Origin of the sequence: Hypnocyclicus thermotrophus, assembly GCF_004365575.1 — a bacterium.
In the GTDB taxonomy this organism is placed as follows: Bacteria; Fusobacteriota; Fusobacteriia; order Fusobacteriales; family Fusobacteriaceae; genus Hypnocyclicus; species Hypnocyclicus thermotrophus.
In genome coordinates this window covers 78,528-99,669 of the sequence record NZ_SOBG01000006.1, presented here as the reverse complement: position 1 = coordinate 99,669, position 21,142 = coordinate 78,528, and the positions used below count along the sequence as shown (strand labels likewise).

At 24.6% G+C, this 21,142-nt stretch carries 10 protein-coding genes; 6 read left to right on the top strand and 4 right to left on the bottom strand.

From position 1 onward, the window contains the following. Window position 1: 1 nt before the first annotated feature. The 4 genes from gltB to typA all read right to left on the bottom strand — a co-directional run bounded on the left by gltB (window position 2) and on the right by typA (window position 8,959). The gene (gltB, locus tag EV215_RS07590; protein WP_134113404.1) at window positions 2-4,453 is read right to left on the bottom strand and encodes a glutamate synthase large subunit; all 4,452 of its coding nucleotides are present in this window, start codon (window positions 4,451-4,453) and stop codon (window positions 2-4) included. Window positions 4,454-4,625: 172 nt separating this feature from the next. After that, entirely contained in the window at window positions 4,626-5,693 is a 1,068-nt protein-coding gene (locus tag EV215_RS07585) for a mannose-1-phosphate guanylyltransferase (protein ID WP_134113403.1), read from the bottom strand. 76 nt (window positions 5,694-5,769) lie between these two features. After that, on the bottom strand, window positions 5,770-7,074 hold the full coding sequence (locus EV215_RS07580; protein WP_134113402.1) for a PhoH family protein: 1,305 nt from the start codon (window positions 7,072-7,074) through the stop codon (window positions 5,770-5,772). A 79-nt stretch (window positions 7,075-7,153) separates the two neighbouring features. Next, entirely contained in the window at window positions 7,154-8,959 is a 1,806-nt protein-coding gene (gene typA, locus EV215_RS07575; RefSeq protein ID WP_134113401.1) for a translational GTPase TypA, read from the bottom strand. 135 nt (window positions 8,960-9,094) lie between these two features. On the opposite strand from typA, the gene EV215_RS07570 reads away from it, so the two are divergent. The 6 genes from EV215_RS07570 (at window position 9,095) to EV215_RS07545 (ending at window position 21,140) form a co-directional block, all read left to right on the top strand. Beyond that, window positions 9,095-14,287 (top strand): response regulator, encoded by a 5,193-nt coding sequence (locus EV215_RS07570; protein WP_134113400.1) that lies wholly within the window; start codon window positions 9,095-9,097, stop codon window positions 14,285-14,287. Window positions 14,288-14,292: 5 nt separating this feature from the next. Continuing rightward, window positions 14,293-15,378 carry a response regulator gene (locus EV215_RS07565; protein WP_134113399.1) on the top strand — a complete coding sequence of 362 codons (1,086 nt, stop codon included), beginning with the start codon at window positions 14,293-14,295 and terminating at the stop codon, window positions 15,376-15,378. 100 nt (window positions 15,379-15,478) lie between these two features. Beyond that, window positions 15,479-17,578, top strand: coding sequence for a flagellar filament capping protein FliD (gene fliD / locus EV215_RS07560; RefSeq protein WP_134113398.1), 2,100 nt, complete (start codon window positions 15,479-15,481; stop codon window positions 17,576-17,578). A 10-nt stretch (window positions 17,579-17,588) separates the two neighbouring features. Then, a complete protein-coding gene (locus tag EV215_RS07555) occupies window positions 17,589-18,188 on the top strand; it encodes a hypothetical protein (RefSeq protein ID WP_134113397.1) in 600 nt (199 codons plus the stop codon). 69 nt (window positions 18,189-18,257) lie between these two features. After that, window positions 18,258-19,064, top strand: coding sequence for a glucodextranase DOMON-like domain-containing protein (locus EV215_RS07550; protein ID WP_134113396.1), 807 nt, complete (start codon window positions 18,258-18,260; stop codon window positions 19,062-19,064). Window positions 19,065-19,115: 51 nt separating this feature from the next. Next, window positions 19,116-21,140, top strand: coding sequence for an alpha amylase N-terminal ig-like domain-containing protein (locus EV215_RS07545; protein WP_134113395.1), 2,025 nt, complete (start codon window positions 19,116-19,118; stop codon window positions 21,138-21,140). Window positions 21,141-21,142 lie beyond the last annotated feature (2 nt).

Here is a 21,142-nt window from a genome sequence, read left to right as displayed (position 1 = left end):
ATTATTTCACCTTCCCTTCTAATAGAAGAGCTTTATATTCTGGAGATAATACTTTTACAAATTTTTGTAAAGATTGATCCCAATTTTCTAAAATTTCTTTTGCTCTATTACTATTAGTATATTGATAATGTTTTTCAATCATAGATTTTAGCTCATTTATAGATGTTTCATCATCTACTTTTTCCATAATTACCATATTTTTATTTAATCTTGATTCAAATTTTCCGTCAATATCATATACATATGCAATTCCACCACTCATACCAGCACCAAAGTTTCTTCCAGTAGTACCAAGAATAACAGCTCTACCACCAGTCATATACTCACATCCATGATCGCCAATTCCTTCTACTACTGCATAAGCACCAGAGTTTCTTACGCAAAATCTTTCCCCAACTCTACCATTAAAGTATGCTTCACCTTTTATAGCACCGTATAAAATAGTATTTCCTCCTATTATATTATCTTCAGGTTTAAAAGTAGCTTCTTTAGGAGCTTTTATAATAACTTTTGCTCCGAATAATCCTTTACCAATATAGTCATTACCTTGACCTTCTAGATTATAAGTAATACCCTTCATTCCAAATACTGCAAAACTTTGACCAGCAACACCTTTAAAATTTAAAGTGATTGTATCATCAGGTAATCCTTGAGAACCATATTTTTTAGCAACTTCACCACTAAGCATAGTTCCAGTTGTTCTATTCATATTTATAATAGGTTTGTTTATTATAATTTTTTCGCCATTTTCAAGAGCTGGTTTAGCAAGATTAATTAATTCTCTATCTAAAATACTGTCTATACCATGATTTTGTTTTCTTAAACATTTAGTACCAATAGAGGAGTCAACTTGTGGTTTATAAAGTATTTTGCTAATATCTACACCATTAGCTTTCCAATGATTAATAGCGTCATTCATTTCAATTAAATCAGTTCTACCAATCATTTCGTCAAGTGTTCTAAATCCAAGCTCAGCCATTATTTCTCTCACTTCTTGAGCAATAAATCTAAAGAAATTAATTACATATTCAGATCTTCCTAAAAATCTTTTTCTAAGTACAGGATCTTGAGTAGCGACCCCTACTTGACATGTATTTGTATGACAACTTCTCATCATAACACATCCAAGAACTACAAGTGGAGCAGTAGCAAAACCAAATTCTTCAGCTCCAAGAAGAGCAGCAATTACGACATCTCTACCTGTTTTTAATTGCCCATCAGCTTGTATTCTTACTCTATCTCTTAAATTATTTAAGATAAGTACTTGATGTGCTTCTGAAAGACCAAGTTCCCAAGGCAATCCAGCATGTTTAATTGATGATAATGGAGCAGCACCGGTACCACCATCATATCCAGAAATAAGTATCATATCTGCATGTGCTTTTGAAACACCAGCAGCAACAGTACCAACCCCTACTTCAGAAACTAATTTTACACTTACTCTTGCTTGAGGATTTACATTTTTAAGGTCGAATATTAATTGTGCTAAATCTTCAATTGAGTATATGTCATGATGTGGAGGAGGAGAGATTAAATCTATTCCGGGCGAAGTGTGTCTAACACTTGCAATTTCTTCACTTACTTTATGTCCAGGAAGATGCCCTCCTTCTCCAGGTTTAGCTCCTTGAGCCATTTTAATTTGAAGTTCATCTGCATTTACAAGATAATGAGTAGTAACACCAAATCTACCAGAAGCTATTTGTTTTATAGCACTTCTTCGATTATCTAAAAATCTAGCAGGATCTTCGCCTCCTTCTCCAGAGTTAGATTTTCCTCCAATAGTATTCATTGCAATAGCTAGAGCTTCATGAGCTTCTCTTGAGATTGAACCAAATGACATTGCTCCTGTAACAAATCGTTTCATAATATTTTCAACAGGTTCTACCTCTTCAATTGAAATAGGAGTAGATTTTTTTAATTTAAATAAACCTCTAATAGTTGCTAATGCCTCACTTTGCTCATTTATAATCTTAGAATATTTTTTGTATTCTTCATAATTTCCGATTCTAGTAGAATACTGTAATGTAGCTACAGCTTCTGGAGAGAATAGATGTTTTTCACCTTTTTTTCTCCATTTATATTCACCTTCATTAACTAATAAATCATCTTTATCTAAAAAATTATCAAATGCATAGTCATGTCTTATTCGTGTTTCTTTTTCTATTACATCAATTCCAACTCCTTCTATTCTCGAAGGTGTTCCTTTAAAGTATTTATTAATGAATTCATTTTTTAGTCCAAGTGCTTCAAAAATTTGAGCCCCTCTATAACTTTGGATTGTAGAAATACCCATTTTTGACATTATTTTTAATAAACCTTTGCCAATAGCTTTTATATATTTTTCTTGTTTTTTATCAATGTTTGAGTTAGTTAAATATTGTTTAGTTTCACATAAATATTTAATACTGTCTAATGCTAAATATGGATTAATAGCAAGAGCACCATATCCGATAAGTAAAGCAAAATGCATTACCTCTCTAGCTTCTCCAGTTTCAATAATTAAATCTATACCATTTCTTAGATGATTTTGTATTAAATAATGATGCAATCCAGCGGTAGCTAATAATACTGGAATAGCTATTTTATCTTTGGAAATATTTTTATCAGATAAAATAAGAATTTTTTTACCAGATTTAATTATTTTTTTAGTATTTTCAAATAAATTATTTAAACCTTCTTCTAAAGATAGATTTTTATCAAAGCATATATCAATAATTTCAGCAGAATCCAAGTTTTCAATTTTAGCTAATTGAATGTTGCTTAAAATAGGTGTATCTAATTTTATTAAATCGCAATTTTCTTCTTTATCAATAAGTATATTACCATGAATACCTATATTAGTAGTAAGAGACATTACAATTTCTTCTCTTATTGGGTCAATAGGGGGATTAGTTACTTGAGCAAATAATTGTTTAAAGTAAGCAAATATATTTTTTGATTTATTTGAAAGTACAGCAAGAGCAGCATCATTTCCCATAGAACCAATTGGCTCTTTAGAATTTTTAGCCATATTTGCAATAACTTCTTTTAATTCTTCTCTAGTATAACCAAATGCTCTAAATTTTTTAATTATTTCATTTTTATTGTAATCATTTTTTAATTTTGGCATAGGTAGTTCATCTATTGATTTTTTTCTTTCAAGCCATTTTTTAAATGGTTTAGATTTTGTAAGAAGGTTTTCTATTTCATTCTCATCAAATATTTTTCCATTTTCAGTATCTATAAGCAAAACTTTGCCAGGTTGTAATCTATTACTTGATTTAATATTTTTTGGTTCAATTTCTAATGTACCAGCTTCAGAAGCTAAGATAATAGTATCGTCATGCGTTATAATGTATCTAGCGGGTCTTAAGCCATTTCTATCAAGTTTTCCTAATATATATCTACCATCTGTCATAGCTAAAGCAGCAGGACCATCCCAAGGTTCTACAAGACCAGAATAATATTCGAAATAAGCTTTTAAATCTTCAGATATATCTGGGTTATTTTCCCAAGCCATAGGTACTAATATACTAGCAGCATCTAATAAAGACTTTCCAGAAGCTATTAATAATTCAAGAGCATTATCTAAATTAGCAGAATCACTTTTTATTGGATCATTAATAGGAAATAATTTTTTAATATCCTCACCTATTACATCATTAAATAATTCAGGTTCTCTAGATAACATCCAGTTAACATTACCTTTTATTGTATTTATTTCACCATTATGGGCTAAATATCTAAAAGGTTGTGCTAAATCCCACGAAGGGAAAGTGTTAGTACTGTATCTTTGATGAACTAAAGCAATAGCACTTTCTAGATCTTTATCTTGCAAATCCAAATAGAAGGAATGGACTTGATCTGCAAGTAAAAGTCCTTTGTATACAATAGTTTTACTAGACATCGAAGGGATATAAAAATATTCTTTTTCTTCTATCTCTAATTCTTTTACGGCGTTTTCTATTTGTTTTCTTAAAATATATAATTTCAATTCAAAATTTTTACTTCCATTATTTTTTATAAATAACTGTTTTATATATGGTCTTGTTAGTTCAGCAGTTTTTCCAACTTCTTTTGTATTTACGGGAACTTCTCTCCAAGCAATAATTTCAAAGCCTTCATTTTTAACTATATTTTCTATTGTTTCTTTACACATAGTTCTAGAGTTTTTATTTTTAGGAAAAAATATCATTCCTACTCCATATTCAGAAAATTCAGGAAGATTATCAATTACTTTAGTAAAAAATTTATGAGGTAGTTGTAATAGAATACCAGCACCATCACCAGTAGTTGGATCAGCACCAACAGCTCCTCTATGTTCAATTTTTTCTAAAACACGTATTCCGTTTTTAACAATATCATGACTTTTTATTCCTTTAATGTTAGCTACAAGCCCTATACCACAATTGTCTTTTTCATATAACGGTGAATATAAACCTTGTGCCTCTGGAATTCCTATTCCTCTTTTCATAGTATATCCTCCAATCTTAAAATTACAACATAATTGTTTTTTTATATAATACAAGAATACTAAAAAAATAACAAATATATTATTTTTGTAATAAGTATATATAATATTAATAGTAATCTTATAAAAAAAATATAAAAGGGAATTAATTTTTAAAATTAATTCCCAATGTAAACTATTTGTTATCTTTTGGTAAAAAAGGCATAAGTTTTTTTATTTGTTGTGCACTATTTTTATCACATACCAATAATGCATCGTCAGTTTCAACGATTACCAAATCTTTAACCCCTAACGTTGCAATAATCTTTTTATTATTTCCAATAATGATATTATTTTTACTATTTATATTTATAGCATGAGTGTTTTTTACAACATTACCATTTTCATCACAGGGGAAAATTTCGTCAAGAGCAGGAAAGCTACCAATATCATTCCACCCAAAATCAACAGGAATAACTTTTATATTATTAGATTTTTCCATAACTCCAAAATCAATAGAGATTTTTTCAAATTTTTCAAAATCTTCTCTTACGAGTTCGGATAACTCTAAACCATATTTGCCAGTACAAATTTTATTTTTAATATTACATAGAATAGAATAATGTTTTGGCATGTATTTTTCAATAGATGAAAGCATAACTTCAGATGAAAATATAAACATACCACTATTCCATAAATAATTTCCAGCAGCAACATATTCTTCTGCTCTTTCAAGATTTGGTTTTTCCCAAAATCTTTTTACAGGAGCAGGCTCTCCTATATAGCATTCTCCATTTGTTTCAATATATCCATAGCCAGTTTCTGGTCTACTAGGCTTTATCCCTAAAGTTATTATTCCACCTTTTTTAGCTTCTTCAGCTGCAGATTGGAGTCTTTTTCTAAAATTTTCTTCATTTTTTATAAGATGATCAGAAGCTAAAACAATTATTTCAGATTCTTTATATTTATTATCAATAATCATAGTTCCATATCCAATGGCTGCTGCAGTATCTTTAAAAAGGGGCTCTATGATTATGTTTTCTTCAGGAATAAAAGGTAACTCATTTTTTACTGAATCAGCTTGAATAATATTAGTCCCTATAAATATTCTTTCAGCAGGGATAATAGGTAAAATCCTGTCAACTGTTTCTCGAATCATAGATTTTTCAGATATTAATTTTAGTAATTGCTTAGGTTTGTTATTTCTTGAAAGAGGCCAAAATCTTTGTCCGCTACCTCCTGCCATAATAAAAGCTGTTAGCATTGTATTCCTCCTTAAAAATTTATAGTAATTTTTATCACATATATTTTACTATAAAAATAAAAGAATTAAAAGAAATTTATAATAATTTAGAAGCTATTTCAGCTAATTTTGAACGTTCTCCTTTTATTAAAGTAATATGACCAGCTAAATCAACATTTTTAAATTTTTCAGCTAAATATGTAAGTCCATTGCTATTTGAATCTAAATATGGATTATCAATTTGATAAGGATCACCAGTAAATATAAGTTTTGTATCTTCTCCCGCTCTTGTGACAATTGTCTTAATTTCATGTGGAGTAAGATTTTGAGCTTCATCAATAATAATAATACCTTTTGGGATAGTTCTCCCTCTTATATATGTAAGAGCTTCTATTTTTAATAATCCCATACTTTGTAAAGCTTCCACTACTTTTTCTCCTGATTTATCTTCTTTAGTTTCTGATAAGTAATCAAAATTATCAAATATTGGTTGCATCCAAGGTTTTAATTTTTCTTGTTCACTACCAGGAAGATATCCAATATCTTTTCCCATTGGAATAATAGGTCTAGCTACAAGGATTTTTTTATATATTTTTTGTTCAACTGTTTGTTCTAAAGCACTAGCAAGAGCAAGAAGTGTTTTACCAGTACCAGCTTTTCCAACTAAAGTTACTATTTGAATATTTTTATCTAAAAGTAATTCAAAAGCACATTTTTGTTCTAAATTTCTTGCTTTAATACTCCAAGGGGTATTAAAACTAAAAGATAATTTTTCTAATCTTTTTTTTGTATAGTTATATTTAGTTAAAAAAGATTTATTATTATTTAAAATATTAACAAATTCATTAGGATAAGGTTCATTTTCTAAAATTTCATTATATTTAATTTTACCAGATTTATTTATTGTATTGAATAATGATTCATCGACTTCAATTTTACTTAATCCGCTATAAAGTTCATCAATTTTTATAGTATCTGTTTCATAATCTTCAACAGGAATTTTTAAAGCATCTGCTTTTATTCTCATATTAATGTCTTTTGTAACTAAAATTGTTTGTTCTTTGTTATCTGAAATTTCTTTTGCAACAGATAGTATACGATTATCTACTTTGTCTTCTCTTAAAAATTCAGGTAAAGAGGTTAAAGAACCTTTTGTTTCTACTATTAAAGTACCATTATTATTTAATTTGACACCAGTATTGAGATTACCATTTTTTCTAAGAGTATCTAACAGCCGTGCTGTAACTCTAGCATTTCTACCTTTTTCTCCTTCAGCTCTTTTTAATTTATCAATTTCTTCAATAACATAAATAGGTACAATAACTCGATTATCTCCAAAATTATATATTGCATTAGGATCATGAATTAGAACATTAGTATCTAATATAAAATTCTTTTTCATCTTTTTCATCTCCTTTCATATATATATTATACAAAAAAAAAGAGAAAAAACCTTTTGTCTTTTCTCTAAAATTTATTTATTATCTTTTTGATCTTTTTCTTTCTCCTGCTTTTAGTATTTTTTTTCTCATTCTAATATTAATAGGAGTAATTTCTAATAATTCATCATCTTCTATATATTCAAGAGCTTGTTCTAAAGAAAATTTTCTAGGTGGAGCAAGTTTAACATTCTCATCACTACCAGCTGCCCTCATATTTGTAAGTTTTTTACCTTTACATGCATTTACAATAAGGTCATTTTCTCTACTGTGTTCTCCGACAATCATTCCTTCGTATATATCGACTCCAGGTTCAATAAAAAGTGTTCCTCTTTCTTGTATATTAAACAAAGCATAAGCAACACTTACCCCAGGTTCTGTTGCCACTAAAACACCTCTAGTTCTTGTAGGAATATCGCCTTTATAGAATTCATACTCATAAAATGATTGATTTAAAACACCAGTTCCTTTTGTGTCAGTTAAAAATTCATTTCTAAATCCAATAAGACCTCTGGCAGGAATTTTAAATTCAAGTCTAGTATATCCATCGTTTCCTTGAACCATATTTATCATTTCACCTTTACGAAGGCCCATTTTCTCTATGATTGTTCCCACATATTCATCTGCTACATCAATAGTAGCTAATTCAATTGGTTCTGTTTTTTGTCCTTCTAACTCTTTAAATATAACTTGTGGTTTAGAGACTTGTAATTCATATCCTTCTCTTCTCATATTTTCAATAAGAATAGATAATTGAAGCTCACCTCTTCCTTTAACAATAAAGGCATCTGGAGAATCAGTCATTTCTAATTTCATACTGACATTAGTTTGAACTTCTTTTTCAAGTCTAGCAAGGATTTGTCTAGAAGTAAGGAATTTACCATCTTGGCCAACAAATGGAGAATCATTTACCATAAATGTCATAGCAAGAGTAGGTTCATCAATTTCTATTAATGGAAGAGGGATAGGGTTTTCTTTTGAAGCAATAGTTTCCCCTACATCAACTTTTTCAAGTCCAGCAATAGAGATAATATCCCCAGCGAAAGCTTCCTTTAATTCAACTTGATTAAGGCCTTCATATCCAATTAGTTTAGATATTCTATATAATAATCTTTCGCCATCGCGTTTTAAAAGAACAACTTCTTCACCTAATTTTACACTACCGTTATATATTCTTCCTGTTCCAATTTTTCCTAAATAGTTATCATAATAAATATTTGTTATTAAAAATTGAAATGGTGCATTTATATCTCCTTCTGGGTCATCAACATTTTCTAAAATTGTATCAAATAATGGAATAAGATTTTCATCAGGATCATCAAGGTTATGTTTAGCAAAACCATTTTTAGCTGATGCATAAATTATAGGGAAATCAAGTTGATATTCATTGGCATTTAATTCTACAAATAAATCAAAAACCATATCAACAACTTCATCAGGCCTAGAGTTTGGTCTATCAATTTTATTTATAACTACAATTGGTCTATGACCATGTTCAAGTGCTTTTTTTAATACATACTTTGTTTGAGGCATAGCCCCTTCAAATGCATCTACAAGTAAAAGAACATTATCTGCCATTTTTAAAATTCTTTGTACTTCACCACCAAAATCGGCATGTCCAGGTGTATCAACAATATTTATTTTATAATCTTTATAAAATATTGATGCATTTTTAGAAAAAATAGTAATTCCTCTTTCTTTTTCTAAATCATTACTATCCATAACTCTTTCTTCAATTTTTTGGTTATCTCTAAAGATACCACTTTGTTTAAGCATAGCGTCAACTAAAGTTGTTTTACCATGATCAACGTGTGCAATAATTGCAATGTTTTTAATTTTATTACTCATTCATATAACTCCTTCATTTTTTAAATTACACAATAGTATATCATTTCTATATAAAAATTACTATATATTTTATTTTTGATTTTATTAGAGGATATAAGTTATAATTAAAGTAAAGTAAATATGAGGTGAAAATAAATGAAAAAATTAATAAGTTTAATATTATTTATGATAAATATATATATTGTTAATGGAAATGAAGTGTCGCAGCTAAATATAGCAATTCCTGTAGATACTAAACCATTTTCATTTATTAATAATAATGAATTAGATGGTATTATTGTAGATTTTTGGAATATATTAGGGGAAAGAAATAATTTAAAAATAAATTTTATTAAAACTAGATTTCAAGATATGAAAAAAATAATAAAAAATGAAGAGATAGATGGTTTAGCTTATTATCTGTATGATAAAGAACTAGCTAAAAATTATATTTTCTCGGATATTATTTATCAATTGGGGATAAATGCGTATTATTTAAATAAACTAGATTTTGATTTAAAAAAAGATAGAATAGGAATATTAAACAATGCTTTCTTAAAAAATTATTTTATTTATTCAAAAAAAGTTAAAATATATGAAACTGCAGAAGAAATGATTAAAGATTTAAAAAATGAAAAAATAGATGGAATAATTTTAAGTGATTTAGAGATAAAAAATGTTTTAGATAATTTTAATAATAAATTAGAATTAAAAAAATTAGAAAATTTTAAATTAAGTTTAGGATATAGAATTTTATTAAAAAATAAAAAATTAGAGGAAATGATAAAAAAATCTTTAAATGAATTGAAAATATCAGATATAAAATCTCTAAAAGAGAAATGGAAAATAGATTTAGATAAAATCTTTTTTAATAAAAAAGAAGTAGAAGAATTAAAAAAATCAAAAAAAATAGATGTTTTAGTGAAAAAAGATTTTCCACCGTATTCATTTAAAAATAATTTTGGTGAATATGACGGGATGTTTATAGAAATTTTTGAAAAAATAGAAAAAGAAACACCATTGAAATTTTATTATTTAAATAGTTATACTAAAAAAGATGAAATAGAATTAGAATTAGATTTTGATTATAGTAATAATTCTAATGGGATTATTTCTTCTAAAATGAGTATGGTAGTTAATGAAAATACAAATGAAATTAATGAGAATACTTTGAAAAATAAAAAAATTGTTATAGAAAAAAATAATAAAAAATTAAAAAAAATCAAAGAATTATATAAAAAAAATATAGATATAAAAGAAGTAAAAAATATATATGATGCATTGTCGCTTGTAAATGCAAATAAAGATTATGTATATATAGGAAATAATTTAACAATAAATAATATTTTAAAAAATAATATTTTAAAGAATATAAAAATTATTAAATATGATTTAATAAAATATTTAAATATAACAATTGAAAGCAATGATAAAAAATTAAAAGAATTAATTGAAAAATTAATTTTAAATCAATCGAGAGAATTTAAAGAAGAACTATTAAGAGAATATTCTTTAAAAAATAATATATATTTTTTACTAAATGAATACGAAATTAATAACTTGAAAACAGTAAAAACAATAAAAATAGGTTCATTAGTGAAAAATATAGAAAACAATGAATATAAAATAATAAAAGAATATTTTGAAAAATTGTTTAGTAATATAGGAATAAAGTATTCAATAGAAGATATTCATGAAGGTGAGAATATAGAAAAATATGATATAATTATTAATTCAAATAAAATTTTGAATGAAGAAAACTTTTTTTCTAAAAAAGTATTATATAAAGATAATCCTTTATTTCTAGTTGGGAATAGATATTTGGTAAATAATATTAATTTAAATAATGAAAAAATTGCAATATTAAAAGATTATAAAATTGAAAAAGAATTAAAAATCAAATATCCTAATTTAAAAATAGTTTTAGTAAATAACATAGAAGAAATGTTAGAATTAGTTAAAAAGAAAGAAATAGATTTTTTTATTATAGATAAAATTAATTATTTGGAAAAAATTAAAAATCAAAATTTTAAAATAGAATTAATATTAGAAGAAAGATATCCTATTTTTTATTATATATCAAAAAAAGATAAATTATTGGATAGTGTACTGTCAAAAGCTGTATTTAGTTTAGAAGATGAAATAAAAAAAGAAATATATAGTAATTATGAATTAAAAAATAATAATTTATCACATCAAACAGATAAATATTATATATTAGTTATAATATTTTTATCATTTTTTATATTTATATTTATAATTTATTTATTAATTTTTAATAAAAAATTGATTTTATTTCAAAAGGAAATAAATGAATTGAAAAATTATGAAAGGTTATTAAAATTTACTCCAATAGGTTTAATTTTAATAGATGATGAAAAAATAATTCATTATTTAAATGATGAATTTGAAAAAATCACAGGCTATTATAAAGAAGATTTAATTGGAAGATTTTTTAGAGAAGTAATAATTGACAAAAATATATTTAATGTAATAAATGAACAACTTACAATAGGATTTTTATCGGGCGAACATAAACAAGAAATAGATTTTTTAACAGCTAAAGGAGAAAAAAAATGGTTGAAAATACATATGAAAAGAGTATCAAATATGTATATAGCTATATATATATTTGATATTACTTCAGAAAAAGAGGTAGAAAAAGAAACAAAATATCAAATAGCAATAGAAAAACTTTTTGCAGATATTTCTACACATATTGTTATATATACTAGAAAAAATATTGATAAAGAGATAAGATATGGTCTTGAAAAATTAGGTGAATTTATAGATGTAGATAGAGCGTATTTATTTTTATTTTCAAAATCAAAACAGCATATTTATAATCATTATGAATGGAGAAAAAAAGGTATAGATTCAAATATTGATATATTAAAAGGTGTATTTCCATTTTCTTATTTTATGGAAAATTTTGAAAAGTTTAGAAATATTTATATAACAAATATAAACAAAATGGAAAAAGGAATTGAAAAAGAGTATTTATTACAAGCAAATATAAAATCACTTCTTTGTGTACCAATAAGATATGGGAATGAATTAATGGGATTTGTTGCTTGTGATACAGTAAATAAAAATAAAGTTTGGTCGAAAGAAGATATGTCGGTATTAAAAATATTTGGGGATATTTTTGCAAATGCGATTGTTAGAAAAGAAATGGAAGAAAGATTAAAAGAAGCAAAGAAAAAAGCTGAACTAGCTAATAAAGCTAAAAGTAGTTTTTTGGCTAATATGAGCCACGAAATACGTACTCCAATGAATGCAATAATAGGAATAACTCATCTTTTAATGAATACAACACTTACTAGAAAACAGATAGATTACGTAAAAAAGGTTGAACAAGCATCAAATAATTTATTGGGAATAATAAATGATATACTTGATTTTTCAAAAATTGAAGCTTCTAAGCTCACACTAGAAAATACAGAATTTAATATAAATAAAATATTAGAAAACATATCAAATATATTAAGTATAAAATTACAAAATAAAAAATTAGAAATAATAATAGAAAAACATTTAGATGTACCAGACTATGTGGTGGGAGATCCTACTAGAGTTGGGCAAATATTATTAAATTTATCTAATAATGCTATTAAATTTACTGAAAGTGGAGAAGTAAATATAAGAATAAAAAAAGAAAAAGAGTATGGAGAATTTTTGATATTAAAATTTGAAGTAGAAGATACTGGAATAGGAATAGATGAAAAATATTTAAATGAATTATTTTCTCCATTTACCCAAGAAGATACTAGTATTACTAGAAAATACGGCGGAACAGGACTAGGATTAACAATCTCAAAACGACTTGTAGAGCTTATGGGAGGTAAAATATTTGTTGAAAGTGAAAAAAATAAGGGGACAAAATTTACATTTACAATTAGATTTTTAAAAAGTTTTAGAAAAAAAACAGATTATGTTTTACCAAGTATAAATTTAGAAGAAATAGGAGTTTTATTATTTGAAAAAAATATTAATATAGCAAAAGTATTAACAATGTATTTGAAAAGATTTAGATTTAAGATAGATACAGCTATAAATGATGAAGAATTTTTTATCTATATAAAAGAGAGTAATTATAAATTAATAATAATAGAATATGATCTGATAAAAAATATCTCAAAAAAAATATTAAAAAATATAAAAAATAAAAATAAAGAATTAAAAATTTTATGTCTTATGAATTATAATGAAAGTTTAGAATATCAAAAAAATAATACATTAAAAATAGAAGTAGATGATATTTTATTAAAGCCAATTACAGAATCTACAATATTTGATTCAATAATTAATATTTTTGAAAAATTTAAGAAACATAATAAAATAGTAAAATCTACTTATATAGCAAATGGAGTTAATGTACTTCTTGCTGAAGATAATGAAATAAATCAAGTAGTAGCAAAAGAAATACTAGAAAAAAAAGGATTTATGGTAGATGTAGTAGATAATGGTAAAAAAGTAATAGAGAAAGTAACAGAAAATAAATATGATATTATACTAATGGATTTACAGATGCCAATAATGGATGGAATAGAAGCTACAAGAGAATTAAGATTAATAGGAGTAGATATACCAATTATAGCACTTACAGCTGATGCTATATCAGGAGTAAAAGAAAAGTGTATTGCTGCAGGGATGAATGGGTATATAAGTAAACCGATAGTTCCTGAAAAAATGATAAAAATAATATCAAACTGGGTAGGAAAAGATAAGATATTAAAAATAGATGATATTGACCTTGAAAAAAATATAAAAAAAGAAATAGAAATAGATTTCAAATATTTAAATTATGTAGAGGGAATAAAAAGAATAGGTAATTTAAAACTTTATAAAGATATACTAGAAAAATTTATTAAAAATAATTTTAATACAGAATTAGAGTTAAAAAGAGAATATAATACAAATAATTTTAAAAATCTTTCTAAATTAATTCATACTTTAAAAGGAGTATCTGCTAATATATCCGCTAATAAATTAAGTAATATATGTAAAGAAGTAGAAAGCTCAATAAAAGAAAAGAATCCTAATAAATTAAAAGAAAATTTTGAAGAATTTTTAGAAATTTATGAAAAAACTTATAAAGAAATAGAAAATTATTTAGAAAAAGAGAAAGAAAAAGAAGATGAAAAGCCAAAAGAAAAAATAAATAATTATGAAAAATTGATAAAAATGCTAGAAGAAGAAGATATGGATGCAGTTGATTATTTTGAGTCAATTGATTTCGGAGAGTTTGATAAAAATGAAATTAATTTAATAAAAGTCTTAATAAATAATTATGAATTTGATAAAGCATTAGAAAAATTAAAAAAAATATTAACTATTAGTAGGTGAAGACTATGGATGAGCTATTAAAAAATCAAAAGATATTAATTGTAGATGATACTCCGGAAAATATAGACGTTTTAGGAGGAATATTAAATGAATATAAAAGAACTTTTGCATTAAATGGTAAAAAAGTATTAGAGAAAGTCTTTTCTGATAATCCACCAGACTTAATTCTTTTAGATGTAATGATGCCAGAAATGGATGGTTATGAAGTATGTAAAATATTAAAACAAGACTATAGGAGTAAAAATATACCTATAATATTTATTACAGCTAAAACAGATGTAGAAGATGAAACCTATGGATTTTCATTAGGAGCAGTAGATTATATTAATAAACCTGTAAATCCAGAAATAGTAAAAGCTAGAGTAAAAACTCATCTTATGCTAAAAATAGCAAACGAAAAATTAGAAAAACAAAATAAATATTTAGAAAAAGAAGTAGAAAGAAGAACAGAAAAAATAGCACAAACAGAAGATTTAACAATAAGAACTCTAGCTTCACTTGCTGAAACTCGTGATAATGAAACAGGAGAACATATTTTACGAACTCAATATTATGTAAAAGTTTTAGCTGAATATTTAAGGGATAATTTTAAATATAAGGAATTAAAAGATGAAAAAGTAATTAAATATATATTTAAATCGGCACCACTTCATGATATAGGGAAAGTAGGTGTTCCAGATAAAATTTTATTAAAACCAGGAAAGCTTACTTTTGAAGAGTTTGAAGAAATGAAAAAACATACTATATATGGTAGAGATGCTCTTTTAAAAGCAGATAAAGCATTAAATGGAGAAAGTTTTTTACATTATGCTATGGAAATAGCATATACACATCATGAAAAATGGGATGGAACTGGTTATCCAAGAGGGTTAAAAGGAGAAGAAATACCAGTTTCAGGGAGATTAATGGCATTAGCAGATGTGTATGATGCTCTTATATCTAAGAGAATCTATAAGCCTGCTTTTTCTCATGAAAAAGCAAAAGAGATTATATTAGAGGGAAAAGGAAAGCATTTTGATCCTGATATAGTAGAAGCTTTTATAGTTTTAGAAGAAGTTTTTAAAACGATTGCTAAAAAATATAAAGACTAGAAATCATAATGTTTCTAGTCTTTATATTTTGTTAAAGAAAAAGAAAAAAAAAGACGATAAAAGAAATGAATAAAAAGGTTTTTTGGAAGGAGAGTCGAAAATGGGGATACAATTAACCGGATTAGCATCTGGAATGGATACAAATAGTATGGTTAAAAAATTAGTTGAAGTAGAGAAAAAACCTATTGAGACAAAAAAGAAAGAAATTAGTAAATTAGAAGAGCAAAAAAAAGAATGGGCAGATATAGAAAAGAAAATTAATGCTGTAAAAATAGCAGCACAAACATTAAATACAAGTTCTAAATTTAATAATAAAGAAACATCAGTAAGTGATGAAACTTTAGTAAGTGCAGAGGCAGCAACAAATGTAAAAAATGGAGTATATGTAATAGAAGATATACACCTTGCAAAACCAGCACAAGTAAGTTCAAGAGAAGGATTACCACTTAAAGAAGGTAGAAATTCTACTATTATTAGTAGCCGTACAGGGATAAAAAATCCAAATGATAAATTTTTAGATGTATTTTTTAGTTTTATAAATAAAACAGATTACTCAAATATTGGTTTTAAAATAAATGGAGTAGATATAAATGTAACTCCAGAAGATACAGTTGGATTATTTTTAAATAAGATAAATCAATCCAATGCTGGGGTAAAAGCAATGTATGATTCAAAGAGAAGAAGAATTATATTTGAATCAAAAGATGAAACATCAGCAATAAAAATAGAAGCAAAAGATAGAGGTTTTTTAAGAGAATTAGGCCTTGATCAATATAACGGAAAAGAGATAAAAAATGGAGTAAAACCAGAAAGTTTTAAACTTTTAAAAGATTCGGATTATTTTAATGATGTAAAAAATGGATATTTCACAATAAATGGATACACATTTAATGTAGATCCAACAAGAGATAGTCTTAAAAGTATAATAAGTAAAGTAAATAATTCTGGAGCAAATGTAAAAGCAGTTTATGATGAAGGATCTAAAAAAATAAGTTTCATATCTACTATTCCTGGAGAAGATATGATAATAGAAAATGATAATAGTGGACTATTAAAAAAATTAAAAGTAATGCAACAGACAAAAAGTGGAAGGGATAAGGTTAGATCACTTTTTAAAGGACAAAAAGCAAGCTTTAAAATGGATGGAGTAACATATGAAAGAAATTCAAATAGTATAGAATTAGAGGGGCTTAAAATAAATTTAAAAAATGAAACTAAGGATGGAGAAAAAGTAACTATAAAAGTAGATTATAATACAGATGCTGCATTAGAAGAAATAGCTAATTTATTATATTCATATAATCAAGTAGTAGATATAATAGAAGAAAAAACAAAAAAAGATGGTATATTGCAAGGGGATACAACTGCGACTTCTTTACTTGTAAATTTAAGAAATAAAATGACAGCCAGTGTAAATGGTATTGAGGATAAGTATAATCAATTAGCTTTAATTGGAGTAGAAACAGATGCTAAAAGTGGAAAGTTAACAATTAATGAATCAAAATTAAGACAAGCAATAGCTGAAAAGCCACTTGAAATAAAAAAATTGTTTACTCAAAAAGCAAATGATGCAAAACCGGTAGATTTAGGTATAGGAAATGGAAGTAAAACTGTATTTGATCCAACAGAACCACTTCCAGGAGAAATAGAAGATATAAGAGTTGTTGTAGGAGATAAAAGTTATTCTTTAGATAACCAAAAAAATCCTATAATTAAAAAAAGTGAATTATATAAATATACAGTTTCTAGACTTGATTTAATAAAATATATTATTAATGGCGATGTAAAAACAAAAGATGAAGCGTTAGCAAAATTAGGTAAGAAATTACCACCAAATGCAGTAATAATAGATGATGTTACTGGTAAGATAGAATTTGGGACACCTCCTAAAAAAGGAGAAAAAATATATGTTGAATCTAAAAAAGTATCAACTACAAAAAAAATAGGAACAGATGAAGGGATTTCTAGAAGAATGGAAGCATTTTTAGCACCATATACAAGATATGGAGGAACGTTAAAAAACAGATTAAAATATTATGATGAAAGAATAGATACAATTAACGATTGGATAGATGAAACAAATGAAAGAATAACTAGAAAAGAAGATGTATATAAAGCACAGTTTGGTTCAATGGAGGGTGCTTTACAAAATAGTAAATCACTTAGTAGTTGGTTAAATGGACAAATAGCAGGTTTATAGGGAGTAAATTATGGATATAATTTTAGATAATCAAAAAATTAATTTAGTAAAGATAGATAACTTTAAGAGTATTTTAAGTCAAATAAGTAAAATATTAAGTGAACAAAACAGAATTATAAATGAAATTATAGTAGATGGAATGAATGTGAGGGAAAATGCAGAAGTAGATATAACTAAAATATTGACAATAGAAATAAATAGTAAAAAAACTAAAATTTTACTTATAGAAACAGTAAATGAAATGGAAGTTTTTTTAAAAAAATTTATTAAGAATTTATATAATATAGATTTAGCAAATAATATAGAAGAAGAGTTAGATAAATATTTAAAAGATAATATTGATGGACTTGAATGGATATTTAATGTTTTTTCTTCTGTTTTAAACTTGAGTAATATTAGTTTTAGAGAGTTGGGGATAGAAGAAACTTATTTAAAATTTGAAGATATTTTTAATACTTTTTTAGAATATGTAGAAAAAGGGAAAAAGAAACAATTATTAATATTTTTTAAATTTCAATTAAAAGAATTTTTAATTGAAATCCAAGAAAAAACTCCTATAATAATGGAGTATTTAATAAGTGAAGAAAAATTAGACAGAATAAAAGCTTAATTTTTTTGACAGATAAAAAACTTTAGTATATAATTGTTATGTTTAAAATGCAACATTTAGGAGGAAAGCATGAAGAAGGTAAGTAAAATATTATTAGCATTATCTATATTATCACTTAGTGCATGTAGTGTTATAGAAACTAAAACAAATAATACACAGGGTCAAAGTTTATTTTTTTACAAAGATAAAGTAAATGATGATAATGGTTATGGAAATTATAAATATCCAACTGATAAAAAATATACTTTGAAATCATTAGATATTAATTCAATAGAAATAACAGAAAATAAAAAAGAATATAATTTTATTATTACAGTAGGAAGCTTTATTAATAATTATTCAAATAATGATTTTGGTTGGGAAGCTCAAATGTTTGATATATATTTAAATTTTAATGAAAATAAATATTACAATACTATTTATGGAAGAAACTTAAAAATAAAAGATAAATGGGATAAAGTTATAGTAGTAGCCCCTTTAAGAAACGTAGATTTTAAAACAAAATTTATAAAAGAAAATACAGATGTTAAAGATGATACTACTGGATATGAAAATATAACAGAAGGATTAATTTATCCAGATAATGTTGATGTTCAAGGAAACAAATTTATAGTATCTGTGTCAAAAGATAAAATTTCTTTTAATAAATTAAAAGGAATTCAAGTATTTAGTATGGGATTTGATACCTCAAGTAATGGTACTTTTAATACTAAAGTAGATGAATTTGTGGGATTAAATAGTTTTGGTGGTGGAACAGACTATAATGGAGATAGTAATGTAATAGATATTTTAGGTGATAACTCTTTAATGAAAAATTATGTTTCAGAAGAAGGAAAAGAAGAGTTTGCTGAGATTGAATTAATAAAAGTGAAATAAATAAGAAGACTCTAAAGGGTCTTCTAATTTTTTTATTTATTGGAGGATGGAATGAAAAAAATAATTTTATTATTATTACTATTTTCTGGATGTTTTAGTGTAAAAAAACAAAATTTTGATAAGTTTGTACCTAAAAATAGTAAAAAAGGTGATGGATATATATTTGAAAATAATTTATCACATAAAATAGAGTATAAGAATAATAATATTTATATAATATTTAAAACAAAAAAAAATGATATAGAAAATGTTTATTTGATAACAGATAATCAAAAATTAAAATTAAAATATTTAAGTAGCGATAGATTAAATGATTATTATTATATTAATCTAGAAAAGTCAATAGAATATTATTTTGAGATAATTGATGGTAATCTTATAAGATTTTATGACAAAACTGGAATAAAAAAAGAAAATAATAATATAGAAAAATTTAAATTAGAAAAAAATATACAAGAAAACAATTTAAAAATTTTAGGAGATGTTATATATAAATTAGAAATAGATAGTTTTTATAATGGAGATAGAAGAAATGATCCTAAATATAATGCAAAAGGAAATTTTTATAATGAAAAATTTAATGTTACAGATTTTGAAGAAAATATAGATAATATAAGAGAAATAGATAATATTATTTATGGTGGTGATTTAATAGGAGTTAATAAAAAAAGAAATTATTTTAAAGGTTTAAATATAGATACGGTAGAACTATCCTCACCATTTATTTCTTTTTCAGCAGATAAAAGTGACGTGATAGATTATAGATACATTTCACCAAATTATTTTGATATTAATGATTTTAAAAATATAGATTTTGAAAAAAATATTTATACAAACTCTGATAAAGATTTTATAAAATTAATAAATGATTTTTACGAGAATAATATTAATATTATAATAGATGTAAATTTAAATTATGTATCAGAATATTTTTTTGCATTTTTAGATGTAGTAGAAAATGGTAAAGATTCAAAATATTTTGATTGGTTTTATATATATGAGATAAAAAAAGGATTTAAAAAAATAGATAAAGATTTAACTGGAGAAATAAAAAAAGAACGAATAATATCAAATATAAAAAATATGAAATTTAAAAATACTCTTGGGAAACCTATTTTAAATGTACAAAATGAAGAAGTAAAAAAATATTTATTAACAGCATTAAAAAAATGGGAAAATAGTAAACTTTTAGGGATTAGAATTTCTGGTGATAAAGAAATAATAGCTTATTTAAAAGAAAATTTAAATTATAAAATAATATTAAGTGATGAGAATACAAATTATAATTTTGTCATAAATAGTTTGAAGTTTTATAAAAATAAAATTAGTAAAATGGAATATTTATCAAATATTATTTTTAATGAATTTTTGGATAATAAAATAGATATTATAAGTGATGAATATACAGAGAGAGTATATTCAGCACTTATTAATAATAATATTTATGATAATAATAATAAATCTATAAAAGGCGATAATTTTTTAGAAATAAGACCAGATTTAATTTTAGAAGATAAAATTAATGAGTTAAAACAAATAATTTTTTTACAAATGTGGCTAGGGAAAAATTTGGATATTTATTATGGGGATGAAAAAGGAATGTGGGGTGGAGATATTCCAAGAAATAGAAAAGCTATGCTTTGGGAAGAAGAATATATATATTTAGATGAAAGTGATGATTTGTTTAAATATGAAAAGATAAAAGCAAAATTAAATGAAAAAGTTATAATAGATGAAGTAAATAAAAAAATATATTACAAGGTAATTTCAAATGACAAAATATTTAATTATTATAAAGAAATTATAAAATTGAAAAAAGAATTAAAAAATTCTTTAGATACAATTTCAAAAATAATAAATAGTAATGATAAAGATATTATAATCTTAGAAAAGAAAGATTTAAAATTAGTTATAAATAAAAGTTCAAAAGAAAAAAAAATAATATTAGATGTAAATAAAAATAGTGAAATAATATTTAGAAATAATCTAAAAAATAAAGAAAAATTAAATATTATAGATAATAAAACAGAATTAAAATTAAATAAATATGATATAGTATTAATAAAAACCTTCTAAAT